18 protein-coding genes are annotated in these 18,950 nt (G+C 72.2%); 7 read left to right on the top strand and 11 right to left on the bottom strand.

Features of this window, described 5'->3' with window-relative positions; all coding sequences use genetic code 11:
* Nucleotides 1–15: 15 nt before the first annotated feature.
* The 5 genes from ACFWB8_RS09675 to ACFWB8_RS09655 all read right to left on the bottom strand — a co-directional run bounded on the left by ACFWB8_RS09675 (nt 16) and on the right by ACFWB8_RS09655 (nt 4,552).
* Nucleotides 16–180 carry a hypothetical protein gene (locus ACFWB8_RS09675; protein WP_385223962.1) on the bottom strand — a complete coding sequence of 55 codons (165 nt, stop codon included), beginning with the start codon at nt 178–180 and terminating at the stop codon, nt 16–18.
* Between the two features lie 163 nt (nt 181–343).
* The gene (locus ACFWB8_RS09670) at nt 344–997 is read right to left on the bottom strand and encodes a hypothetical protein (RefSeq protein ID WP_385223960.1); all 654 of its coding nucleotides are present in this window, start codon (nt 995–997) and stop codon (nt 344–346) included.
* Nucleotides 998–1,121: 124 nt separating this feature from the next.
* The gene (locus ACFWB8_RS09665) at nt 1,122–1,688 is read right to left on the bottom strand and encodes a GNAT family N-acetyltransferase (protein WP_385223958.1); all 567 of its coding nucleotides are present in this window, start codon (nt 1,686–1,688) and stop codon (nt 1,122–1,124) included.
* Between the two features lie 39 nt (nt 1,689–1,727).
* Complete coding sequence (locus ACFWB8_RS09660) at nt 1,728–3,959, bottom strand: MMPL family transporter (protein WP_385223956.1); 2,232 nt, start codon at nt 3,957–3,959, stop codon at nt 1,728–1,730.
* A 194-nt stretch (nt 3,960–4,153) separates the two neighbouring features.
* Nucleotides 4,154–4,552: a signal peptidase I gene (locus ACFWB8_RS09655; protein WP_385223954.1), complete on the bottom strand. Its 399-nt coding sequence runs from the start codon at nt 4,550–4,552 to the stop codon at nt 4,154–4,156.
* A gap of 60 nt (nt 4,553–4,612) precedes the next feature.
* Here ACFWB8_RS09655 and ACFWB8_RS09650 point away from each other — a divergent pair, with 60 nt between their 5' ends.
* From ACFWB8_RS09650 to ACFWB8_RS09635, 4 genes are all read left to right on the top strand, one after another.
* Nucleotides 4,613–5,407: a GNAT family N-acetyltransferase gene (locus tag ACFWB8_RS09650; RefSeq protein WP_385223952.1), complete on the top strand. Its 795-nt coding sequence runs from the start codon at nt 4,613–4,615 to the stop codon at nt 5,405–5,407.
* A 267-nt stretch (nt 5,408–5,674) separates the two neighbouring features.
* Nucleotides 5,675–6,181 (top strand): DinB family protein, encoded by a 507-nt coding sequence (locus tag ACFWB8_RS09645; RefSeq protein WP_385223950.1) that lies wholly within the window; start codon nt 5,675–5,677, stop codon nt 6,179–6,181.
* A gap of 128 nt (nt 6,182–6,309) precedes the next feature.
* A complete protein-coding gene (locus ACFWB8_RS09640) occupies nt 6,310–8,385 on the top strand; it encodes a penicillin acylase family protein (RefSeq protein ID WP_385223948.1) in 2,076 nt (691 codons plus the stop codon).
* Nucleotides 8,382–8,984 (top strand): GNAT family N-acetyltransferase, encoded by a 603-nt coding sequence (locus ACFWB8_RS09635; protein WP_385223946.1) that lies wholly within the window; start codon nt 8,382–8,384, stop codon nt 8,982–8,984. The genes ACFWB8_RS09640 and ACFWB8_RS09635 overlap by 4 nt, the downstream gene beginning before the upstream one ends.
* On the opposite strand, the gene ACFWB8_RS09630 is transcribed toward ACFWB8_RS09635, so the two are convergent.
* On the bottom strand, nt 8,950–9,735 hold the full coding sequence (locus ACFWB8_RS09630) for an alpha/beta fold hydrolase (RefSeq protein ID WP_385223944.1): 786 nt from the start codon (nt 9,733–9,735) through the stop codon (nt 8,950–8,952). The two genes, ACFWB8_RS09635 and ACFWB8_RS09630, sit on opposite strands and share 35 nt — an antisense overlap.
* Nucleotides 9,736–9,917: 182 nt before the next feature.
* On the opposite strand from ACFWB8_RS09630, the gene ACFWB8_RS09625 reads away from it, so the two are divergent.
* From ACFWB8_RS09625 to ACFWB8_RS09615, 3 genes are all read left to right on the top strand, one after another.
* On the top strand, nt 9,918–10,703 hold the full coding sequence (locus tag ACFWB8_RS09625) for a helix-turn-helix domain-containing protein (protein ID WP_385223942.1): 786 nt from the start codon (nt 9,918–9,920) through the stop codon (nt 10,701–10,703).
* The gene (locus ACFWB8_RS09620) at nt 10,700–10,933 is read left to right on the top strand and encodes a DUF397 domain-containing protein (RefSeq protein ID WP_385223940.1); all 234 of its coding nucleotides are present in this window, start codon (nt 10,700–10,702) and stop codon (nt 10,931–10,933) included. The genes ACFWB8_RS09625 and ACFWB8_RS09620 overlap by 4 nt, the downstream gene beginning before the upstream one ends.
* Nucleotides 10,934–11,006: 73 nt before the next feature.
* A complete protein-coding gene (locus tag ACFWB8_RS09615; RefSeq protein WP_385223938.1) occupies nt 11,007–12,788 on the top strand; it encodes a protein kinase in 1,782 nt (593 codons plus the stop codon).
* A 59-nt stretch (nt 12,789–12,847) separates the two neighbouring features.
* Here the strand turns inward: ACFWB8_RS09615 and gatB are convergent, their stop codons facing one another.
* The 5 genes from gatB to ACFWB8_RS09590 all read right to left on the bottom strand — a co-directional run bounded on the left by gatB (nt 12,848) and on the right by ACFWB8_RS09590 (nt 18,808).
* Entirely contained in the window at nt 12,848–14,338 is a 1,491-nt protein-coding gene (gene gatB / locus ACFWB8_RS09610; protein ID WP_385224022.1) for an Asp-tRNA(Asn)/Glu-tRNA(Gln) amidotransferase subunit GatB, read from the bottom strand.
* A gap of 38 nt (nt 14,339–14,376) precedes the next feature.
* Nucleotides 14,377–14,622, bottom strand: a complete 246-nt coding sequence (locus ACFWB8_RS09605) for a hypothetical protein (RefSeq protein WP_385223936.1) — start codon at nt 14,620–14,622, stop codon at nt 14,377–14,379.
* A complete protein-coding gene (gene gatA / locus ACFWB8_RS09600; protein WP_385223934.1) occupies nt 14,619–16,112 on the bottom strand; it encodes an Asp-tRNA(Asn)/Glu-tRNA(Gln) amidotransferase subunit GatA in 1,494 nt (497 codons plus the stop codon). Before gatA ends, ACFWB8_RS09605 begins: the two co-directional genes overlap by 4 nt.
* 4 nt (nt 16,113–16,116) lie before the next feature.
* Nucleotides 16,117–16,413 carry an Asp-tRNA(Asn)/Glu-tRNA(Gln) amidotransferase subunit GatC gene (gene gatC, locus ACFWB8_RS09595; protein WP_007266718.1) on the bottom strand — a complete coding sequence of 99 codons (297 nt, stop codon included), beginning with the start codon at nt 16,411–16,413 and terminating at the stop codon, nt 16,117–16,119.
* A 202-nt stretch (nt 16,414–16,615) separates the two neighbouring features.
* Nucleotides 16,616–18,808 carry a putative bifunctional diguanylate cyclase/phosphodiesterase gene (locus ACFWB8_RS09590; RefSeq protein ID WP_385223932.1) on the bottom strand — a complete coding sequence of 731 codons (2,193 nt, stop codon included), beginning with the start codon at nt 18,806–18,808 and terminating at the stop codon, nt 16,616–16,618.
* Nucleotides 18,809–18,950: the final 142 nt, after the last annotated feature.

Genomic DNA, 18,950 nt, shown 5'->3' with positions numbered 1-18,950 from the left:
ACGTCGCGACGCGGGTTACGCGGCGCGGCCGAAGCGGCTGCGGTGCGCCCTCACCGACCCCTCCGGTTCCTGGCTTCGCGAGGAGCGGCGGGCGCGCTTGGCGTCCCTGGCGAGGCGGTACGCATCGGCCTCGCGGATCAGGTCGGCACGGCGGGCGTTGGCGATCTCGTACTCGAACATCTCGTACTCCCTGTTTGCGTTTCTCGGGCACCTCGTTCGGTGTGATCCAAGAATCGCTTCCCAGGGGGTGGCGCCACATCGGGCGCATGCCGCATCTGTACGGCCCAGGGGGCCTTAGGCCGGGGCCGAAGGCCCCTGAGGGGGGACTAAGGCAGTGCCTAGCCTAGGACGCGGCGGCCGGAGCGGTGGGGAGGGGGACGAGGATGTCGAAGTACATGAGGCCGAAGAGCAGGACGCCGATCGCGCCCAGGGTCACGGCGGCCCAGGAGACGGCGCGGACCCAGGTCGGGAGGGTGCGGCCGGGGGCGCCGAAGGCGGGGCGGGCCAGCACGAAGACGGCGATGAGCAGCGCCAGGGTGGACAGGACACCGTTGACCAGGGCGGTGAGGTGCCACGCGTTGCCGTACAGGGCCTCGATCTTGGCCTCGGTGGTGGTGGCGTTGGCCGACTCGATCTGGCCGATGAGCGTCTGGCGCTCGGCTATGACGCGGGAGACCCAGCTGCCGCTGAGGGCGACGAGGCCGAGACCGGCGGCGACGACGGCGGAGGCAGCGGCGGCGACGCCGCTGGGCTGCTCGGCGGTCTCCTCGTCCTCGTCGAGCTCGTCCGTCTGCGCGAGTTCGTCATCGAGGCCCTCGACGGTCCCGGCGGCCGCGGCGGCGTCGGTGGCCCCGGTGGTGGCGGCCGGCTCGGCGGCGTCGGCCTTCTTGAGGTCGGCCGGGGTGTTCGTACCGGCCTCGGCCGCTTCCACGGCGGCCTTGGGCTCGGCGGAGTCCGCCTCGGGAGCGGTCGGGGCGGGGGTCTTGGTGGTGTCCATGCGGGGCACGGTAGGCGGCTTGTCTGAGAGGTTCCTTAGAATCCGCCGATTCCCGGGACGCGGCCGGGCCGGGCCGGCCGCGGGCCCACTCGGGACCCCGGGGCCGGAGCCTCGGCGCGCGGTTTCAGGCGGGGCCGACCGGGGGCCCGACCGGGGGCCACTCGTGGGCGAGGACCGACCAGACCTCGGTGTCCTGGCGGACGCCGTGGTGGAGGTCGTTCTGCCGCATCACGCCGTCGCGGGTCATGCCGAGCCGCGCGGCGACGGCAAGGCTCTTCTTGTTCTCGGAGGCGGCGTGCCACTCCACGCGGTGCATGCCGCGCTCCCGGAAGGCCCAGTCGATCAGGATCCGGCAGGCCGTGGTCACCAGGCCGCGGCCTGCCATGGTCGGCTCCAGCCAGCAGCCGGCCTCACAGGTGCCGGAGGCGACGTCGAAGGTGCGGAAGAGGACTCCGCCGACGAGGGTGCCGTCCACGCGGATGCCGTAGAGGCGCCCGGTGTCGGTGGCGGCCTTGCGGGCGTAGTTGGTGAGGTAGGCCCGCGTCGAGTCGAGGTCTGCGGTGACGTCGGGGAGGGCGACGTACTGGCCGATGTACTCCCGGCCGCGGTCCATGTGCGCCAGGAACTCCTCGGCGTGCCGGACCTCCAGCGGGAAGAGCTGGGCGTCGTCGGCGAGGTCTATCGAGAACATGCGGGGTCTTCCTTGGGTCTCGTCCGGCCGGCGGCCGGGTCACCGGGATGCGGTCGCGGCCTCGGCGTCGTCCGTGCCGGGCCGCTGCGCGGGAAGTGTCGCATGCGGGCGCCGCTCCGGGGGCTCGATGCTGATCTTGGGCAGCCAGCGGTCGAGCCAGGCGGGCAGCCACCAGTTGGCGCCGCCGAGCATGTGCATCAGGGCCGGGACCAGGAGGGTGCGCAGCACGAAGGCGTCGAGCGCCACGGCCGCGGCCAGCGCGATGCCGAACATCGCGATGAGCCGGTCGCCGCTGAGCACGAAGGCCAGGAAGACGGAGATCATGATGACGGCCGCCGAATTGATGACCCGGCTGGTCTCGGCGAGGCCGACGCGGACGGCCCGCTGGTTGTCGCCGGTCTCCAGCCACTCCTCGTACATCCGGCTGACCAGGAAGACCTGGTAGTCCATGGACAGTCCGAAGAGGACCGAGACCATGATCACCGGCAGGAAGGGTTCGATCGGGCCGGCGCTGCCCAGGCCCATCAGCTCGCTGCCCCAGCCCCATTGGAAGATCGCGACGACGACTCCGAAGGAGGAGGCGACGGCGGCGACGTTCATGGCCGCCGCCTTGACCGGGATGCCTATGGAACGGAAGGCCAGCAGCAGGAGCACGCAGCCGAGGGCGATGACCACGCCCACGAAGAGCGGCAGCTTGCCGATGATGACCTCGGCGAAGTCGTCGTAGCCGGCGGTCACTCCGCCGACGTGGACGTCCATGGAGCTGCCGTGCCCGGCGCGCGGGATGACGTCCGTGCGCAGGGTGTCGACCAGGTGGCTCGTGGCCCGGGACTGCGGGGCGAAGTCCGGTACGACGGTCAGCACCGCGGTGTCGCCGCTCCGGTTGAGGACGGCCGGTCCGGCGGAGGCGACGCCCTCGGTCGTACGGAGCGACTCGGCCAGCCGCTCGACGGCGAGCCGGTCGCCGGCGCCGCCGAGGCGGGCGACCACGGTCAGGGGGCCGTTCACGCCGGGGCCGAAGCCCTCCGCGAGCAGGTCATAGGCCTTGCGCGTGGTGGAGGCGGCCGGGTTGTTGCCCTGGTCGGAGGTGCCCAGGTGGAGGGAGAGCGCGGGCAGCGCCAGCACCACCATGACCAGGGCGGCGACGGTCCCCAGCAGCTTGGGGTGGCGCTCCACGAAGGCCGACCAGCGGGCGGCGAATCCGGTGACCGATTCGTCTCGCGGGCCCTCGGCGGCGAGTGTGCGGCGCTCGCGGCGCGAGAGGGCGCGCGGGCCGATGTACGAGAGGAGGGCGGGCAGCAGCGTCACCGATGCGGCGACGGTCAGGACCACGGTGAGGGAGGCGGCCATCGCCACGCCGTTGAGGAAGCCCAGCCGCAGCACGAGCATGCCGAGCAGAGCGATGCAGACGGTGGCCCCGGCGAAAACGACGGCCCGGCCGGTGGTGGCGACGGCGCGCTCGGCCGCCTCCTCCACCGGGAGGCCGCGGCCCAGGCCCTTGCGGTGCCGGGTGACGATGAAGAGCGCGTAGTCGATGCCGACGCCGAGGCCGACGAGGGTGCCGAGCATCGGGGCGAAGTCGGCGACCGCCATGGCATGTCCGAGCAGGGTGATGCCGAAATACGCGGTGCCCACGCTGACCAGCGCGGTCGCGATGGGCAGCAGGCTCGCGGCGAGCGAGCCGAAGGCGAGGAAGAGGACCAGGGCGGCGATGGCGACGCCTATGACCTCGGCGAGGTGCGCGCCGGGGGCTTCGGTGAGGCCGATGGCGCGGCCGCCGAGTTCGACCTGGAGCCCGTCGGCCTCGGTGGCCGGGTTCTTCGCGGCGGCGACGACGGCCTTGGCCTGGGACTTGGGCACCGAGTCGGCCTGCTCGTCGAAGGTGATCACGGCGTAGGCGGTGCGGCCGTCCCGGCTGATCCGGGCGGCGTTCTCGGGGCCGGGGCCGTAGGGGCCGGCGACCGAGCCGACGCCGGGGAGGTTGGCTATGGTGTCGAGCGCCCGCGCCATGGGGCGTTCGACGCCGGGAGTCGTCACGCGCTGATGCTCCGGGGCCCGCCACACGATGGTGTCGGTGTCACCGCCCTGGCCGTGGAAGCCTTCGCGCAGCAGGGCGTGGGCCTTGCTGGACTCGGTGCCGGGGACCTCGTAGTCGTTGGAGAAGGCGCTCCCCGCGGTGGCCGCGCCCGCGGCGGCGCCTCCGAGTGCGAGCAGCCAGAGCAGGACGACGACGAGCCGGTGCCGCATGCACCACCGCGCGATTGCTGCCAACGGAACGAGCTCCCCTGAGGGTTCGGATCTTTACCGGGGAACGGCCCGTCGCAAAGAACTCTTGAACACTGAACGCTTGTGATCGTGAAGGTCCGGACGGCGTCCGGGGGATCGCCCCGGAGGTATGGCCCAGGTTGCCCTACTCCTCCACGATCGCAGCGATGAGTGATCGTTGGCCCCGTTCGTGGGCTTCGTCACAGGGCGTTCGGGGGCGGTTCGGCCCGGTAGCCCGGGACGGAGGGCCAGCGGACGGTGAGCACCACCGTGTCCTCCTCCGCGTACCAGGAGTGGTCGACGCCGCGTCCCCAGACGACGTAGTCGCCCTGTTCGGCGAGGACGACGCTGCGCCCCGGGAACTCCAGCCGGAACCGCCCGCTGATCAGCACCTGGAGGGCGGTGCGGGACTCGCCCGTGACCCACTGCACCCGCTCGTCACCCTTGGGGTGGACGCCCCACTTGATCTCCACGTCCTCGCTGTGGCGGGGATCGCCCGGCTCCTTGAAGTGGCCGAGGAGCCAGCCCCGGTCGGCGGCCGCGTCGGGGGTGGCCTTGCCGGTGTAGACGGCGAGGGGCGGGGTGTGGTGATCGTTCACGGGGCGAGGCTAATGCACTTGTGTCCGTGGGGCGGTGGCTGGTGAGCTGGCGTGATGGCCATGGATCTCGAAGAGCTGGTGAAGGTACGCGCCCAGTACGACGCCGAGATGCGGCGCGACGCCCGGCCCGATGCGGCCGAGGCGCGCGTGGAGCGGGTGGGCGGGGTCGTACGGCAGAGCGTGCGCGGACCCGGTTGGAACGGCGTGCTCTGGTCGGACCTCGACGAGGAGACGGCGGACGCGGCGATCGCGGAGCAGGTGGCGTTCTTCGAGGGTGAGTCGGCGGAGTTCGAGTGGAAGCTGTACGGCTACGACCGCCCGGCGGACCTCGGGGAGCGGCTGCGGGCGGCGGGCTTCGTGCCGGAGCCGGCGGAGACGCTGATGGCGTGCCGGGTGGCGGACCTCGCGGCGCTGCCGGTGGCTCCGCCGGCGGGGATCACCCTGCGGGTGGTGACGGACGAGGCGGGGGTGGACCTGATGATGGCGGTCCACCGGCAGGCCTTCGGCGCCGACCGGCCGGAGATCCGGCAGCAGATGCTCAGCATGCTGGCCAACGAGCCCGAGCGCATTGAGGCGGTCCTCGCGATGGCGGGCGACACCCCCGTCAGCGCGGCCCGGATGGAGATGCTCCCGGGCGGCTCCTTCGCCGGTCTCTGGGGCGGCGGCACCGTGGCCCGATGGCGCGGCCGCGGCATCTACCGCCTCCTGGTGGCCCACCGGGCGCGGCTGGCGGCGGAACGCGGCATCCCCTACCTCCAGGTCGACGCCTCGGACGACAGCCGCCCCATTCTCGAACGCCTCGGCTTCACCCCCCTGGGCACCACCACCCCCTGGCTCCGACAGCCGGCCCGTTAGCCGCCAGGCCCGTTAACCGGCAGGCCCGTGAGCCGCCAGGCCGCCAGGTGGGGTCGGGCCGTACGAGACCGAAGGCCGCGGCGCCGGTCGCCACGAGCAGCGGACCGACGGCGCCGAAGCGCAGGTACGTCCCGAGGTGGCCGGCGTGGAGCCGATATCCGCACCGGTCCCGACGACGGGCCCTCGCGGTCTGCGGAACCGCCGCCGCCGTCGGGCATCTTCATGAACGGCTTCCTCCACCGGGACCAGCGGGGCAGGATCGACCCCATGACCACGGATCGCATTGGACCTCCCCTGACCGGCGACGAGCGCGCGACCCTGCGCGCGTTCCTCGACTACCACCGGGCCACCCTCGCCTGGAAGTGCGAGGGCCTCGGCGACGAGGAGCTGCGCCGCGCCTCGATGCCGCCGTCCACGCTGTCCCTGCTGGGCCTGGTACGTCACATGGCGGAGGTCGAGCGCCACTGGTTCCGCCGGACCATCGGCGGCGCGGACGTCCCGCACCTGTGGTCGGACACGCACGACTTCCAGGCCGCGTACGACGCCTCCGACTCGACCCGCGCCGAAGCCTTCGCCGCGTGGGAGGCCGAGGTCGCGCACTCCCGGGAGGTGGAGGCGGCCGCCGAGTCCCTGGAGGTGACGGCGCACGTCGCGAAGTGGGAGGAGGACGCCTCGCTCCGCCTCGTCATGCTGCACATGATCCACGAGTACGCCCGCCACAACGGCCACGCGGACTTCCTCCGCGAGGCCATAGACGGCGCCGTCGGCGCGTGACCGGCGCCTGACCGGCGCCTGACCTGCGCCTGACCTGCGCCGAACCTGCCCGCGCCCCCAAGCAGCCCGGGGCTCACACCCTCCCCTACAGTTAGGCTAGCCTTACCTAAACATTCCTGGGGAAGAGTGTGAGCCTTGTGAGCAACGCGGACGTCTATGAGCTCTACCGGGACGCATGGGGCATCCCCCATCTCCGCGCCCCCGACGCGCTCCACCTCTCCTACGCCCAGGGCCGCACCACCGCCCTGGACCGCGCCTGGCAGTTGGAGGTCGAGCGCCGCCGCGCCCAGGGCGCCAGCGCCGCCCTCCTCGGCCCCGAGTCCGTCGCCTGGGACCGGTTCGCCCGCCAGAGCCGGCTCGACGACACCGCCCGCCGCTGCTGGGAGGCCCTGGAGGCCGGCGAACCGGAAACGGCCACCTGGGTCCGCGCCTACGTCGACGGGGTCAACGACGGCCTCGCCGAAGGCGCCCGCCGCGACGGCCGCCTCGCGCAGACCCCCGCGCCCTGGGACCCCTGGGTCCCGCTCGCCGTCTGGATCGCCACCCACATCCTCTTCGCCGGCTTCGCCACCAAGCTGTGGCGCGAGCGCGTGGCCCGCGCCCTCGGCGACGACGCCGTCACCCTCTTCGCCACCGACGGCCCCGGCACGGCCGGCAGCAACGGCTGGCTCGTCCCGGGCGACCGCACCACCACCGGCGCGGCGATCATCGCGGGCGACCCGCACCGGTTCATCGAGGACCCGGGCGTCTACCAGCAGATACGCCTGGCCTGCCCGGAGTACGACGTCCTCGGCCTCGCCGTCCCCGGCATCCCCGGCCTCGCCCACTTCGGCCACACCGGCACCGCCGCCTGGGCCATCACCAACGCCATGGCCGACTACCAGGACCTGTACGTCGAGCGGTTGCGGCGAACGGCCGGCGGCGCCACGGAGGCACTGGGCCCCGACGGCGCCTGGGAACCCGTCCACCGCCACACCGAGACCATCACCGTCGCCGGCGGCGCCGACGTCGAGGTGGAGGTGCTGGAGACCCCCCGCGGCCCGGTGATCACGCACGAGGCGGCCGACGGTACCGCCCGCACCCTCTCGCTGCGCTACCCGCCCCGCGTCCGCCGCGACCTCGGTTTCGCCGCCCTTCCCGCCCTGCTGCGCGCCCGTACCGTCGCCGACATCGACGCCGCCCTCGACGGCTGGGCCGAGCCCGTCAACGTCGTGCACGCCGCCGACAGCCTGGGCGGCCTGCTGCACCGCGTCGCCGGGGCCGTCCCGCTGCGCCACCCCGCCAACCGGCTGCACCCGGTGCCCGCCTGGGACCGGCAGTACGCCTGGCAGGGCTGGGCCGAGACCCCCGCCGAGCCCGTGCAGGGTTTCGCCGTCATGGCCAACGCCCGCGGGATCGCCTCGCCGCTCGGCGTGGAGTTCGCACCCCCGCACCGCGCCAACCGCATCCGCGAGCTGCTCTCCGGCTCCGCGGACTGGTCCCCCAAGGCGATGGCCGACGTACACCGGGACACGCACCTGGCATCGGCCGCGCCGCTCCTCGCCCTGCTGCCCGAGCCGCACGGCCTCACCCCGGCCGCCCGCGCGCTGCGCGCCCGGCTGCTCGCCTGGGACCGGCGCATGGACGCCGACAGCACCGACGCCACCGTCTTCTCGGCCTTGCGGACCGCGACCGTACGCCGCTTCGCCGCCGACCCGGTCTTCGCGGACCTGGTCGGCGCCCCGGCCGGCCCGGAGGTGTTCCACCCCTGGCTGTACCTGGTCCCGCGCATCGGCTACGCCCTGGAGGGCCTGCTCACCACCACCCTGCTCCCCGGCCTGGAGCGTGCGGCGCACGTCCGCGCCGCCCTGGAGGAGACGGCCGCGGCGCAGGCCCCCGACACGCCCTGGTCCGAGGTCCACCGCCTGACCCCGTGGCAGGCGGTACCCGACCCGGACGCCACCTGGCCGGGCCTGGGCGGCGACCACGACTGCGTGAACGCCACCTCCTCCGTCCCCGGCTTCACCGACCTCACCGCCCGCGCGTCGGCGGCCCGTTACGTCTGGGACCTCGCCCGCCGCGAGGACAGCCTCTGGGCGGTCCCGCTCGGCGCGGACGGCGTCACCGGCGCGCCCCACCACCGCGACCAGCTCCCGCTCTGGGCGCGCTGCGAACTCGTCCCCGTCGTCACCGACTGGTCCCGCCTCACCAAGGAATCCGTATGATCCCGACCCGCCGGCCCGTGTCCAGCCACCTCGTCGAGGGGTTCGGCACGGTCACCATCACCCCCGTCGACCCCGCCGCGGACTCCGCCCTGATCCACAGCTGGGTCACCGAGGAGCGGGCCCGCTTCTGGGGCATGGGCGGGGCCAGCCGCGAACTGGTCCAGGAGATCTACGAGGACGTCGACCGCCGCACCACCCACCACGCGTTCATGATCGGCCGCGACGGCGAGCAGGTGGCGCTCTTCCAGACGTACGAGTGCGCCGAGGACCGGGTCAGCGAGTGCTACGAGGTCCGGCCCGGGGACGTCGGCGTGCACCTGCTGCTCGGCCCGAGCACGGGCGCGGCCGAGCACGGCTTCACGGCGAGCCTGGTCTCGGCCTTCCTCACGTACCTGGTCCGCGACCACGCCGCCCGCCGGATCGTCGCCGAGCCGGACGCCCGCAACACCAAGGCCATCGCCCGACTGGAGCGCAGCGGCTTCACCCTCGGCCCGGAGGTCGAACTCCCCGAGATCGACCTGCCCGAGGTCTACCTCCCGGCGAAGCAGGCCCGACTCCTCTTCCTCACCGCGCCGGAGCCGCTGCTAGAAACTCCGTGACCAGCGCGGCCCATGCGGCCGGGTGCTCGGCGAAGGGGAGGTGCCCGGTGGGCAGTTCCGCCAGCCGTGCGCCCGGCAGGGCGTCGGCCAGTTCCCGCTGGAGGGCGAGCGGGACGAGCTGGTCCTCGGTGGTCGCCACGACGAGGGCCGGTACGTCGATCCGTGCGAGTTCCGCGCGCAGATCAGCCCCCTTGAGCAGGTCGACGTGGTCCCCGGATCCGGGCGGAATCGATCCGGCGGTCTCCCGCACCACCTGCTCGGCCTGTTGCGGGGTGAGGCCCTCCAGCACCGCCGGGCTGAAGGCGAGCGGCACCAGCAGCCGGGCCAGCAGCTCGCTCTCGCCGCGCGCGGCCAGCCCCGACCACAGGTCGGCGACCAGCTTCAGCCGGTTCCCGGCCCGGGCGAAGGTGGCGGTGAGCACGAGCGCGGTGACCCGTTCCGGGTACCGCGCGGCGATCCGTACGGCGACGTTCCCGCCGAGCGAGTAGCCGAGGACGGCGAACCGTTCCAGCCCCTCGGCGTCGGCCGCGGCGACCAACTGGTCCGCCAGCTCGTCCAGTTCCAGCGGCTTCTCGGCGCGCGGGGTGCCGCCGGCGCCGGGGTAGTCGACGCCGACGACGCTGTACTCGGCGGCGAGCGCGTCCAGGACCGTCCCGAAGTTCGTTTCGACGGACCCGCCTCCGCCATGCGCGAGCAGCAGTCCGGGGCCGCCGCTCTGGGTGCGGACGGTGCGGGCGTAGGTGGCAGTCATGGCTCCCCTTTGAATTGCATAGCGATCGCTACAGAAAGAACCGCACTCGATTAACCTAGCGCCCGCTACAGAACTCTCACTTGTACGGGTGCCGTACGGGTCGACGGCGCGTCAGCGGCTACGCCTCGGGGGATGTGATCGGCATGACGCACCCAAACAAGCCCCTCAGGAACGCCTCTTGGGTGGTAATCGGCACCCTCGCAGCCCATTTCCGCAAGCAGAGCGAGTACACCCAGGTGAGGCTGGCCGAGCTCCTGCACACCGATCCGGAGACGATCGCCTCGATGGAACAGGGCCGTCGCCTGCTCCAGCCGAGGATGGCGGCGACCCTCGACGAGCTGTTCGACACCAAGGGCGCGCTGAGCGCCACCCTGGCCAAGGTGCCGAAGCGGGAGCGGTACCCCGCCTTCGCGATCGACTTCTTCACCCACGAACGGGACGCGGTGAGCCTGTTCTCGTATCAGAACCAGGTCGTCCCGGGACTGCTCCAGACCCCCGAGTACGCAGCGGCGGTCTTCGGCTGCCTCTACCCGCCCTTCACACCAGAAGAGGCCGAGAACCAGCTCGCCATCCGCCTCGCCCGCCAGGCCATCCTCCAACGCAAACCATGGCCGCCGATGATGCATTACATCGTGGAGCAGTCCGTTCTCGAACGCCCCCTCGGTGGGAAGCAGATCCTCCGGGAGCAACTGCGCTGCCTGCGCGAGATTGCCGAACTACCCTTCCTGGGACTCCAGATCATGCCAAAGGACCGGGAGACCCACGCTGCGCTCTCAGGCCCGATGGTCCTGCTGGAGACCGGCGATCACGACCAGCTCGTCTATCTCGAAGGCCATCTCGTCAGCTTCCTCCTGGACGACCCCGCGGAGGTCCATCCGGTGAGTCTTAAGTATGGGATGCTGCGAAACCAGGCCCTGTCCTTCGAGGACAGCAAGGGTCTGCTTGACGACCTGCTAGGAGAGTCATGACCGAGCTGACCTGGTTCAAGTCGAGCTACAGCACCGAAGAAGGTGGCGACTGCATCGAGGTCGCCTACCACTGGCGAAAGTCGAGCCGCAGCGGTAGCGCGGCGGGCGACTGCGTCGAGGTCGCCACCCACCCCGCCGCCGTGCACGTCCGGGACTCCAAGGTCGCCGACGGGCCGGTGGTCACCGTCTCGCCCGCGACCTGGGCCGCCTTCCTGACTGCCGCAAACTGAGCGTTTCGATTGACCGCGTGATTCCGGTCACGCCAGACTGACCCCCACTCAAAACAGCGGCGCTGGGGGGAAATTGACCAGCCAGAATCTGCACATCGGGCCGGACGCGGCCGCGGACCGCTACCGGTTGCTCCGGTCCATCGGGCGCGGCGGGGAGGCCGTGCTCTATCTCGCGGAGATCCAGCTGGCCGGCGGGTCCGAGCCAGTGGTCGTCAAGGTGCTCGACTCCAAGACGACCATCACGCCCGACGTCTTCGACCGGATCAGCCAGAAGTGGAACGAACAGGCGGAGTTGCTCCGCTTCGTCCACCGGCCCGGTGTCGTGGGCGTACGGGAGCATTTCGAGGGGCCGCCGATCCACCGGCCCGGGGAGTCGGCGACCTTGACCGGGCGGGCGCTCGTCCTGGTCATGAACCACGTCGACGGGCTGGACCTGCGGGACTGGCGGGCCGAACGGACGCTCGCCACGGCCGCCGAGCGCCGCGAGGTGATGCGCACCCTGGAGCAACTGGCCGACGTCCTGGACTGGCTGCACTCGGGGAAGGCCACGCCGTCGGGGCGCCAGGTGATCCACGGCGACCTGTCCCCCGGCAACGTCATGGTCGACGCCCACGGCCAGGCCACGCTGGTGGACTTCGGGCTCAGCAAGCTGACCGCCGACCACCAGACGGCGGAGGTGTGGTTCACCCCCGGTTACGCGGCGCCCGAGGTCTTCGACGGCAAGCGGACCCCGGGTACGGACCGGTACGCCTTCGGGGCCATCGCGTACTTCCTGCTGAGCGGGCAGTCGCCGCCCGCGACGCCCGAGCAGTTGGCGCACGCGCTGGCCGGGCTGCCGCAGATCGCCGCGCTGGACGCGGAGCAGCGCGCCCGGATCACCGCGATCTACGCCGCCGACCCGGGGAAGCGGCCGATAAACCTGGCGGGCTGGATGAAGGACGTCCGCCGCGCGGTGGTGTCCACCACCACCTCCTCCACCTCGCAGCGGGCGGTACAGGACGCGGCCCCGGCGAAGCCCGCGGTGGCTCCGTACGTGCCGCCGCCGCCCGCGTACGTCCCGGTGCCCCCGGCGCCCGCGCCCGCGCTGCCCGTACCGCAGACCGCGCCGGAGACCGCGCCGGAGCCACTGTCGGCGACGGTGCCCACGGGGTACGGGCCGGCGTACGACCTGGCCCCGGCGCCCGAGCCGACCCGCCCCGGGAAGCGGCGGACGGGGCTGGTCCTCGGCAGCATCGCCGCGGTGCTGACCATCGCCGCGCTCGCGGTGATCGGGGTGCAGCTGCTGCAGGACAAGGACGACAAGGGGAGGGACCAGGCTGCGGGCAGCCGGGCGAGCAGCGCCGCCTCCGACCCGGACACGTCCGGGGAGGAGTCCCCGACGCCCACCGTGTCGGAGAGTGCAAGTACGGATGCGACGGCCGAGCCCACCGCCTCCGGGACCAAGCCTGCGGGCGTCGCGCCGAACATCAAGGCCGCCGACCTGACCGTCATGAGCCCCGTGGCCGGGCTGGGCGAGTTCACGGTCGGAGCGGCGAAGATCAACACCCAGCAGTACGGCGCGGCGTTCATCGCCGACCTGGGCTGCAACGGCGACGCGATCGCCGAGTTCGATCTCAACCGGGAGTGGAAGTACCTGGACTTCACGGCCGGGATCGATGACGGCTCCACCCACGAGAAGGGCCGGGTCAGCGTCTCGCTCGACGGCCAGCCGGCCGCCTTCTCCGAACTCGTCGGGCTCGGCAAGCCCCTCACCAAGAGGGTGGACGTGAACGGCGCCCTGCGTCTGCGCGTCAAGGTGGACGCGGGCTGCGACATGGGCAAGGTGGTCATCGCCGCTCCACAACTCACCCGCTGAACGGCGGACGGCCCCGCACCGGAAATCCGGTACGGGGCCGTCATCGCGCAGGCGGGGCTTTACTCGGAGACGCCCAGACGCTCCAGGATGAGCTCCTTGACGCGCGCCGCGTCGGCCTGGCCGCGAGTGGTCTTCATGACCGCGCCGACCAGGGCGCCCACGGCCGCGATCTTGCCGCCGCGGATCTTGTCCGCGATGGCCGCGTTGCCCGCGATGGCCTCGTCGACGGCCGCGCCGAGCGCGCCCTCGTCCGAGACGACCTTCAGACCGCGCTTCTCGACGACCTCGTCCGGAGTGCCCTCGCCGGCGAGGACGCCTTCGAGGACCTTGCGGGCCAGCTTGTCGTTGAGCGAGCCGTCGGCGACCAGCGCCGCCACCCGGGCCACCTGGGCCGGGGTGATCGGCAGCTCGTCGACGACGACGCCCTGCTCGTTGGCGTTGCGGGCCAGCTCGCCCATCCACCACTTGCGGGCGGCGGTCGAGTCGGCGCCGGCCTCGATGGTGGCGACGATGGAGTCCACCGCGCCCGCGTTGAGGATCGACTGCATGTCGTGCTCGCTGACGCCCCAGTCCTCGCGGAGGCGGTTGCGGCGCACGCGCGGCATCTCGGGCAGACCGCCGCGCAGCTCCTCGACCCAGTCGCGGGCCGGGGCCACGGGGACCAGGTCGGGCTCCGGGAAGTACCGGTAGTCCTCGGCGTTGTCCTTGATGCGGCCGGCCGTGGTGGAGCCGTCCTCCTCGTGGAAGTGCCGGGTCTCCTGCACGATCGAGCCGCCCGACGAGAGCACCGCCGCGTGGCGCTGGATCTCGAAGCGGGCCGCGCGCTCGACGGAGCGCAGCGAGTTGACGTTCTTCGTCTCGCTGCGGGTGCCGAACTCGGACTCGGGGGTCGGGCGCAGCGACAGGTTCACGTCGCAGCGCATCTGGCCCTTGTCCATGCGGGCCTCGGAGACGCCGAGCGCCTTGATGACCTCGCGCAGCTCGGCGACGTACGCCTTGGCGACCTCGGGGGCCCGTACGCCCGCGCCCTCGATCGGCTTGGTGACGATCTCGATGAGGGGGATGCCGGCGCGGTTGTAGTCCAGCAGGGAGTGGGACGCGCCGTGGATACGGCCGGTGGCGCCGCCGACGTGCAGCGACTTGCCGGTGTCCTCCTCCATGTGGGCGCGCTCGATCTCCACGCGGAAGATCTCGCCGTCCTCCAGCTGTACGTCGAGGAAGCCGTTGAAGGCGATCGGCTCGTCGTACTGGGAGGTCTGGAAGTTCTTCGGCATGTCCGGATAGAAGTAGTTCTTCCGGGCGAAGCGGCACCAGTCGGCGATCTCGCAGTTCAGCGCGAGGCCGATCTTGATGGCGGACTCGATGCCGATCGCGTTGACGACCGGGAGCGCGCCGGGCAGGCCCAGGCAGACCGGGCAGGTCTGCGAGTTGGGCTCGGCGCCCAGCTCGGTGGAACAGCCGCAGAACATCTTGGTCTTGGTGCCGAGCTCGACATGGACCTCAAGGCCCATGACGGGGTCGAACGAGGCGAGAGCGTCCTCGTACGACATCAGTTCGGTGTAGGTGCTCACGGTGAAACTTTTCCCTCTCAGCCCAGCAGGACGTCGTCGTCGCCCAGGCGCTTCAGCTCGCGGTACAGGATCGCGAGGCCGGTGACGATGGCGGCGGCGGACACGACGGCGTCGACCAGCTTCAGCGTGTCGTGCTCGGTGCGGGCCTTCTTGGCCTGCTTCATCACGCTGAGGGCGCCGAAGGCGGTGGTGCCGATCGACAGGTAGGTGCCGGTCTTGGACTTCTTGAAGCCCTTGGCCTTGGACAGTGCACTGGTGCTCACAGCGACGGTGCCTCCTCAAGCAGCGGGTGACCCCAGCGCTCGACGAAGGCGGCCTCGACGGCCGCGCCGACCTTGTAGAGCCGGTCGTCCTTCATCGCCGGGGCAATGATCTGCAGCCCGACCGGGAGGCCGTCCTCCGGTGCCAGGCCGCAGGGGAGCGACATGGCGGAGTTGCCGGCCAGGTTGGTCGGGATGGTGCACAGGTCCGCGAGGTACATCGCGAGCGGGTCGTCGGTGCGCTCACCGATCGCGAAGGCGGTGGTCGGGGTCGTCGGGGAGACGATCACGTCGACCTGCTCGAAGGACTTCTCGAAGTCCTGGGAGATGAGCGTGCGGACCTTCTGGGCGGATCCGTAGTACGCGTCGTAGTAGCCGGAGCTGAGCGCGTACGTGCCGAGGATGATGCGGCGCTTGACCTCGTCGCCGAAGCCGGCTTCGCGGGTCAGGGCGGTGACGTCCTCGGCGGACCTGGTGCCGTCGTCGCCGACGCGCAGGCCGTAGCGCATGGCGTCGAAGCGGGCCAGGTTCGAGGAGCACTCGGACGGCGCGATCAGGTAGTACGCGGCCATCGCGAGGTCGAAGGACGGGCAGTCCAGCTCGACGATCTCGGCGCCCAGCTCCTTGAGGAGCTCGACGGACTCGTTGAAGCGCTGGACGACGCCGGCCTGGTAGCCCTCGCCGGCGAACTGCTTGACCACGCCGACGCGCATGCCGGCGACGGAGCCGTTGCGGGCCGCCTCGACGACCGGCGGGACCGGGGCGTCGATGGAGGTGGAGTCCATCGGGTCGTGGCCCGCGATGACCTCGTGGAGGAGGGCCGCGTCCAGGACCGTACGGGCGCAGGGCCCGCCCTGGTCGAGGGAGGAGGAGAAGGCGACCATGCCGTAGCGGGAGACGCCGCCGTACGTGGGCTTCACGCCGACCGTGCCGGTGACGGCGGCGGGCTGGCGGATGGAGCCGCCGGTGTCCGTGCCGATCGCGAGCGGGGCCTGGAAGGCGGCCAGCGCGGCCGCGGAGCCGCCGCCGGAGCCGCCGGGGATGCGGGTGAGGTCCCAGGGGTTGCCGGTGGGGCCGTACGCGCTGTTCTCGGTGGAGGACCCCATGGCGAACTCGTCCATGTTGGTCTTGCCGAGGATGACGACGTCGGCTTCCTTGAGCTTGCGCGTCAGGGTGGCGTCGTAGGGCGGGATCCAGCCCTCCAGGATCTTCGAACCGACGGTGGTCGGGACCCCGACGGTGGTGAAGATGTCCTTGAGGGCGAGCGGGACGCCGGCCAGCGGGCCGAGCTTCTCGCCGCGCTCGCGCTTGGCGTCGACGGCTGTTGCCTGGGCGAGGGCGCCTTCGCGGTCGACGTGCAGGAAGGCGTGGACCTTCTCGTCGGTCGCGTCGATACGGGCCAGGTGGGCCTCGGTGACCTCGACGGCCGTGAGCTCGCCGGAGGCGATCTTCTCGGCGGTCTGGGCGGCCGTGAGCTTGATGATCTCGGTCATGTTGTTAGTCCTCCCCCAGGATCTGCGGCACCTTGAAACGCTGCTGCTCCTGGGCGGGAGCACCGGAAAGCGCCTGCTCGGGGGTGAGCGACGGACGGACCTCGTCCGCGCGCATGACGTTCGTCAGCGGCAGCGGGTGGGAGGTCGGCGGGACGTCTTGGTCGGCGACCTCGGAAACGCGGGCGACCGCGCCGATGATGTCGTCGAGCTGTCCAGCGAAGTGGTCGAGCTCTTCGCTCTTCAGCTCCAGACGTGCCAGCCGAGCGAGGTGGGCGACCTCCTCGCGCGTGATGCCAGGCATGCAGCGATCCTCTGGGGGTGGTGAGTGTGTAGGTTTCGGGCCCAATCCTATGGGGCTGGCCCCCCGACCCACTAAACGGTTTGCCGGGCGGCGCCCGAACCCCCCGGGGCTCCGCCCCGGACCCCGCGCCTCAAACGCCGGCGGGGCTCGATTGTGGCTGATGCCGCCTTTGGCGAGCGGGATCGCCCGGCGGGCAAACGGGTCACGGCTGCGCCGGGGTCTCCGAGGCCGCCGCCAGTTCCGCGGTGATGTCCGCCGGGCGGCGCCAGCCGCGCTCCCCGCGGGCCAGCAGCCAGGCCGTGGCCTCCTGCGGAGGCATCGCGGCGGCCACCAGCCAGCCCTGGACGGCGTCGCAGCCCAGGTCCCGCAGGCGTTCCCACGTCTCGTCGTCCTCGACGCCCTCCGCGACGACGAGCAGGCCCAGCGAGTGCGCGAGGTCCACGGTGCAGCGGACGATCTCCGCGTCCTGGGCGTCGACGGCGAGTCGCGCCACGAACGAACGGTCGATCTTCAGCTCGCTGACCGGGAGCCGCCGCAGGTGCACGAGCGAGGAGTAGCCCGTACCGAAGTCGTCCAGGGACATCTTCACGCCGTGGCCCGTCAGGCCGGCCATGGTGTCGGCGGCCCGCTGGGGGTCTTCGAGGAGCACGTGTTCCGTTATCTCCAGCTGGAGCCCGCTCGCCGGGACCCCGTGGCGGGCCAGCCGCGCGGCGACCGCCCCCGCGAAGCCGGGGGTGTGGACGTCGCGCGGCGAGACGTTGACGGCGACCGGCACCTTCAGGCCCTGGGCCCGCCAGCGCGCCACCTGGGCCAGCGCCGTCTCCAGTACGTACTCCGTCAGGTGCGGCATCAGCCCCGAGGTCTCGGCGATGGCGATGAACTCGTCCGGCGAGACCCGCCCCCGCTCGGGGTGCACCCACCGTACGAGGGCCTCCAGCCCGGCCACCTGGCCGTCGAACCGCACCTTCGGCTGGTAGTGGAGCTCCACGTCGCCCGCGTCCAGCGCCCGGCGCAGGTCCCCGAGCAGGCCCAGCCGGTCGGGGGTGTTGCTGTCGCGCTTCGACTCGTAGACCTCGACGCCCGTGCGGTCCCGCTTGGCCTGGTACATCGCGACGTCGGCCCGGCGCAGCAGCCCCTCCGCGTCGAGCGCGTGGTCGGGAAAGACGGCGAGCCCGGCGCTGGCCTCCAGGACCAGGGTCAGGCCGTCCAGGTCCAGCGGTGAGCTCAGCTCCGCCACCAGGTTGCGGGCGACGCGCTGGGCGCTGGTGGTGGAGTCGGCGACGGGCAGCAGTACGGCGAACTCGTCGCCGCCGAGGCGGGCCGCCTCCGCGTCCTCGGGCAGCGCGGCGCGCAGCCGGTCCGCGATCTGGAGCAGCAGCCGGTCCCCGGCGAGGTGGCCGAGGGTGTCGTTGACGGCCCGGAAGCGGTCCAGGTCGATCAGCACAAGAGCTGACCGGGTGCCCAAACGTTCAGCCTGATCGAGCGCGGTCCAGGCGCGTTCCAGCAGCCACTGCCGGTTCGGCAGCCCGGTGAGCGGATCGCGCAGCTGCTCCTCGGCGCGCGCCCGGGCGATCCACAGGGTGGAGTCCAGGGCGATCAGCGGTACGGCGAACAGCGGCAGCAGCACCGGCTGTGCGACGGCGACGACGCAGATCAGCGGCGCGATCCCGAGCAGGGCGACGGCCACCAGGGCCTGGCGGACCAGCGCGGTGCGGGCGACGGTGGGCAGCCCGCCGCCGCGCGGGGCCAGCGCCATCCACAGCAGCACGCGGGTGACGAGCAGGTAGGCGAGGGCGACGAGGATGACCTCGGGCACCGCGTCCAGCCCCCAGGTGGCGGGCTTCCACGGGGTCTCGACGCTCGGCGCCTCGCCGAAGGCGGTGAGGACCAGGGCCCCCGCGGCGATGCCGAGGATGTCGGTGGAGCCGTGCAGCAGGCCCTGGCGCCAGCGGTGCCTGCGCGCGGCGCCGACCAGGGTGACCACCGCGAGGGAGACGAGCCCGGCGGGGATCCATCCGTAGAGGATGAGGACGCCGAGGGTGAGTGCGGCGCCGGATCCGGTGCCGCCCCACCAGCGGTCGCGGCCGAGGGCGACGAGGTGGCCGACGATGATGCCGGTGAGGAGGGCGAGCGCCCAGCCCACCGTACCGCCGGGGAACAGGGCGTGACGGTTGCTCAGGGCCGTGACGACGCCGACGGCGAGCACCACCGCGGACAGTCCCACGACGGCGATGGGCAGCACGGTGCGCTGACCCGCTGCGCCCGCGCCCACCGTGGTGTCGAGCGGTCGGGTGTCCGGTGTCCTGGAGCCCAGGAGACCGAGCCGGCCCGTCCGCATGGACGGGAGGTCCCCGCCGAAATCTGGTGACGGGTCGGCGCTTTCGGTGGGTTTCATGCCCGTCCCTCTCACAGCCGGCGATGCCGATGCCACGCGATGGCACCGATGTCATGCCATCACGGCTGGAATCGAGTCCCGCAGCCGTGCACGACAGGCGCACCCCTCAACAGTAGGACGCGGGAGGCTCCCAGGGGCAGCG

It is taken from the genome of Streptomyces sp. NPDC060031 (assembly GCF_042736805.1).
GTDB lineage: Bacteria > Actinomycetota > Actinomycetes > Streptomycetales > Streptomycetaceae > Streptomyces.
The sequence above is the reverse complement of the archived record's forward strand: the minus strand, read 5'-3'. Positions and strand labels throughout refer to the sequence as shown.

Excerpts from the sequence above, each read along its gene's own strand:
- ACFWB8_RS09675 (WP_385223962.1), bottom strand. The coding sequence starts at position 180 with ATGTTCGAGTACGAGATCGCCAACGCCCGCCGTGCCGACCTGATCCGC.
- ACFWB8_RS09670 (WP_385223960.1), bottom strand. The coding sequence starts at position 997 with ATGGACACCACCAAGACCCCCGCCCCGACCGCTCCCGAGGCGGACTCC.
- ACFWB8_RS09665 (WP_385223958.1), bottom strand. The coding sequence starts at position 1,688 with ATGTTCTCGATAGACCTCGCCGACGACGCCCAGCTCTTCCCGCTGGAG.
- ACFWB8_RS09650 (WP_385223952.1), top strand. The coding sequence starts at position 4,613 with ATGGATCTCGAAGAGCTGGTGAAGGTACGCGCCCAGTACGACGCCGAG.
- ACFWB8_RS09645 (WP_385223950.1), top strand. The coding sequence starts at position 5,675 with ATGACCACGGATCGCATTGGACCTCCCCTGACCGGCGACGAGCGCGCG.
- ACFWB8_RS09635 (WP_385223946.1), top strand. The coding sequence starts at position 8,382 with ATGATCCCGACCCGCCGGCCCGTGTCCAGCCACCTCGTCGAGGGGTTC.
- ACFWB8_RS09630 (WP_385223944.1), bottom strand. The coding sequence starts at position 9,735 with ATGACTGCCACCTACGCCCGCACCGTCCGCACCCAGAGCGGCGGCCCC.
- ACFWB8_RS09620 (WP_385223940.1), top strand. The coding sequence starts at position 10,700 with ATGACCGAGCTGACCTGGTTCAAGTCGAGCTACAGCACCGAAGAAGGT.
- gatB (WP_385224022.1), bottom strand. The coding sequence starts at position 14,338 with ATGTCGTACGAGGACGCTCTCGCCTCGTTCGACCCCGTCATGGGCCTT.
- gatA (WP_385223934.1), bottom strand. The coding sequence starts at position 16,112 with ATGACCGAGATCATCAAGCTCACGGCCGCCCAGACCGCCGAGAAGATC.
- gatC (WP_007266718.1), bottom strand. The coding sequence starts at position 16,413 with ATGCCTGGCATCACGCGCGAGGAGGTCGCCCACCTCGCTCGGCTGGCA.
- ACFWB8_RS09590 (WP_385223932.1), bottom strand. The coding sequence starts at position 18,808 with ATGAAACCCACCGAAAGCGCCGACCCGTCACCAGATTTCGGCGGGGAC.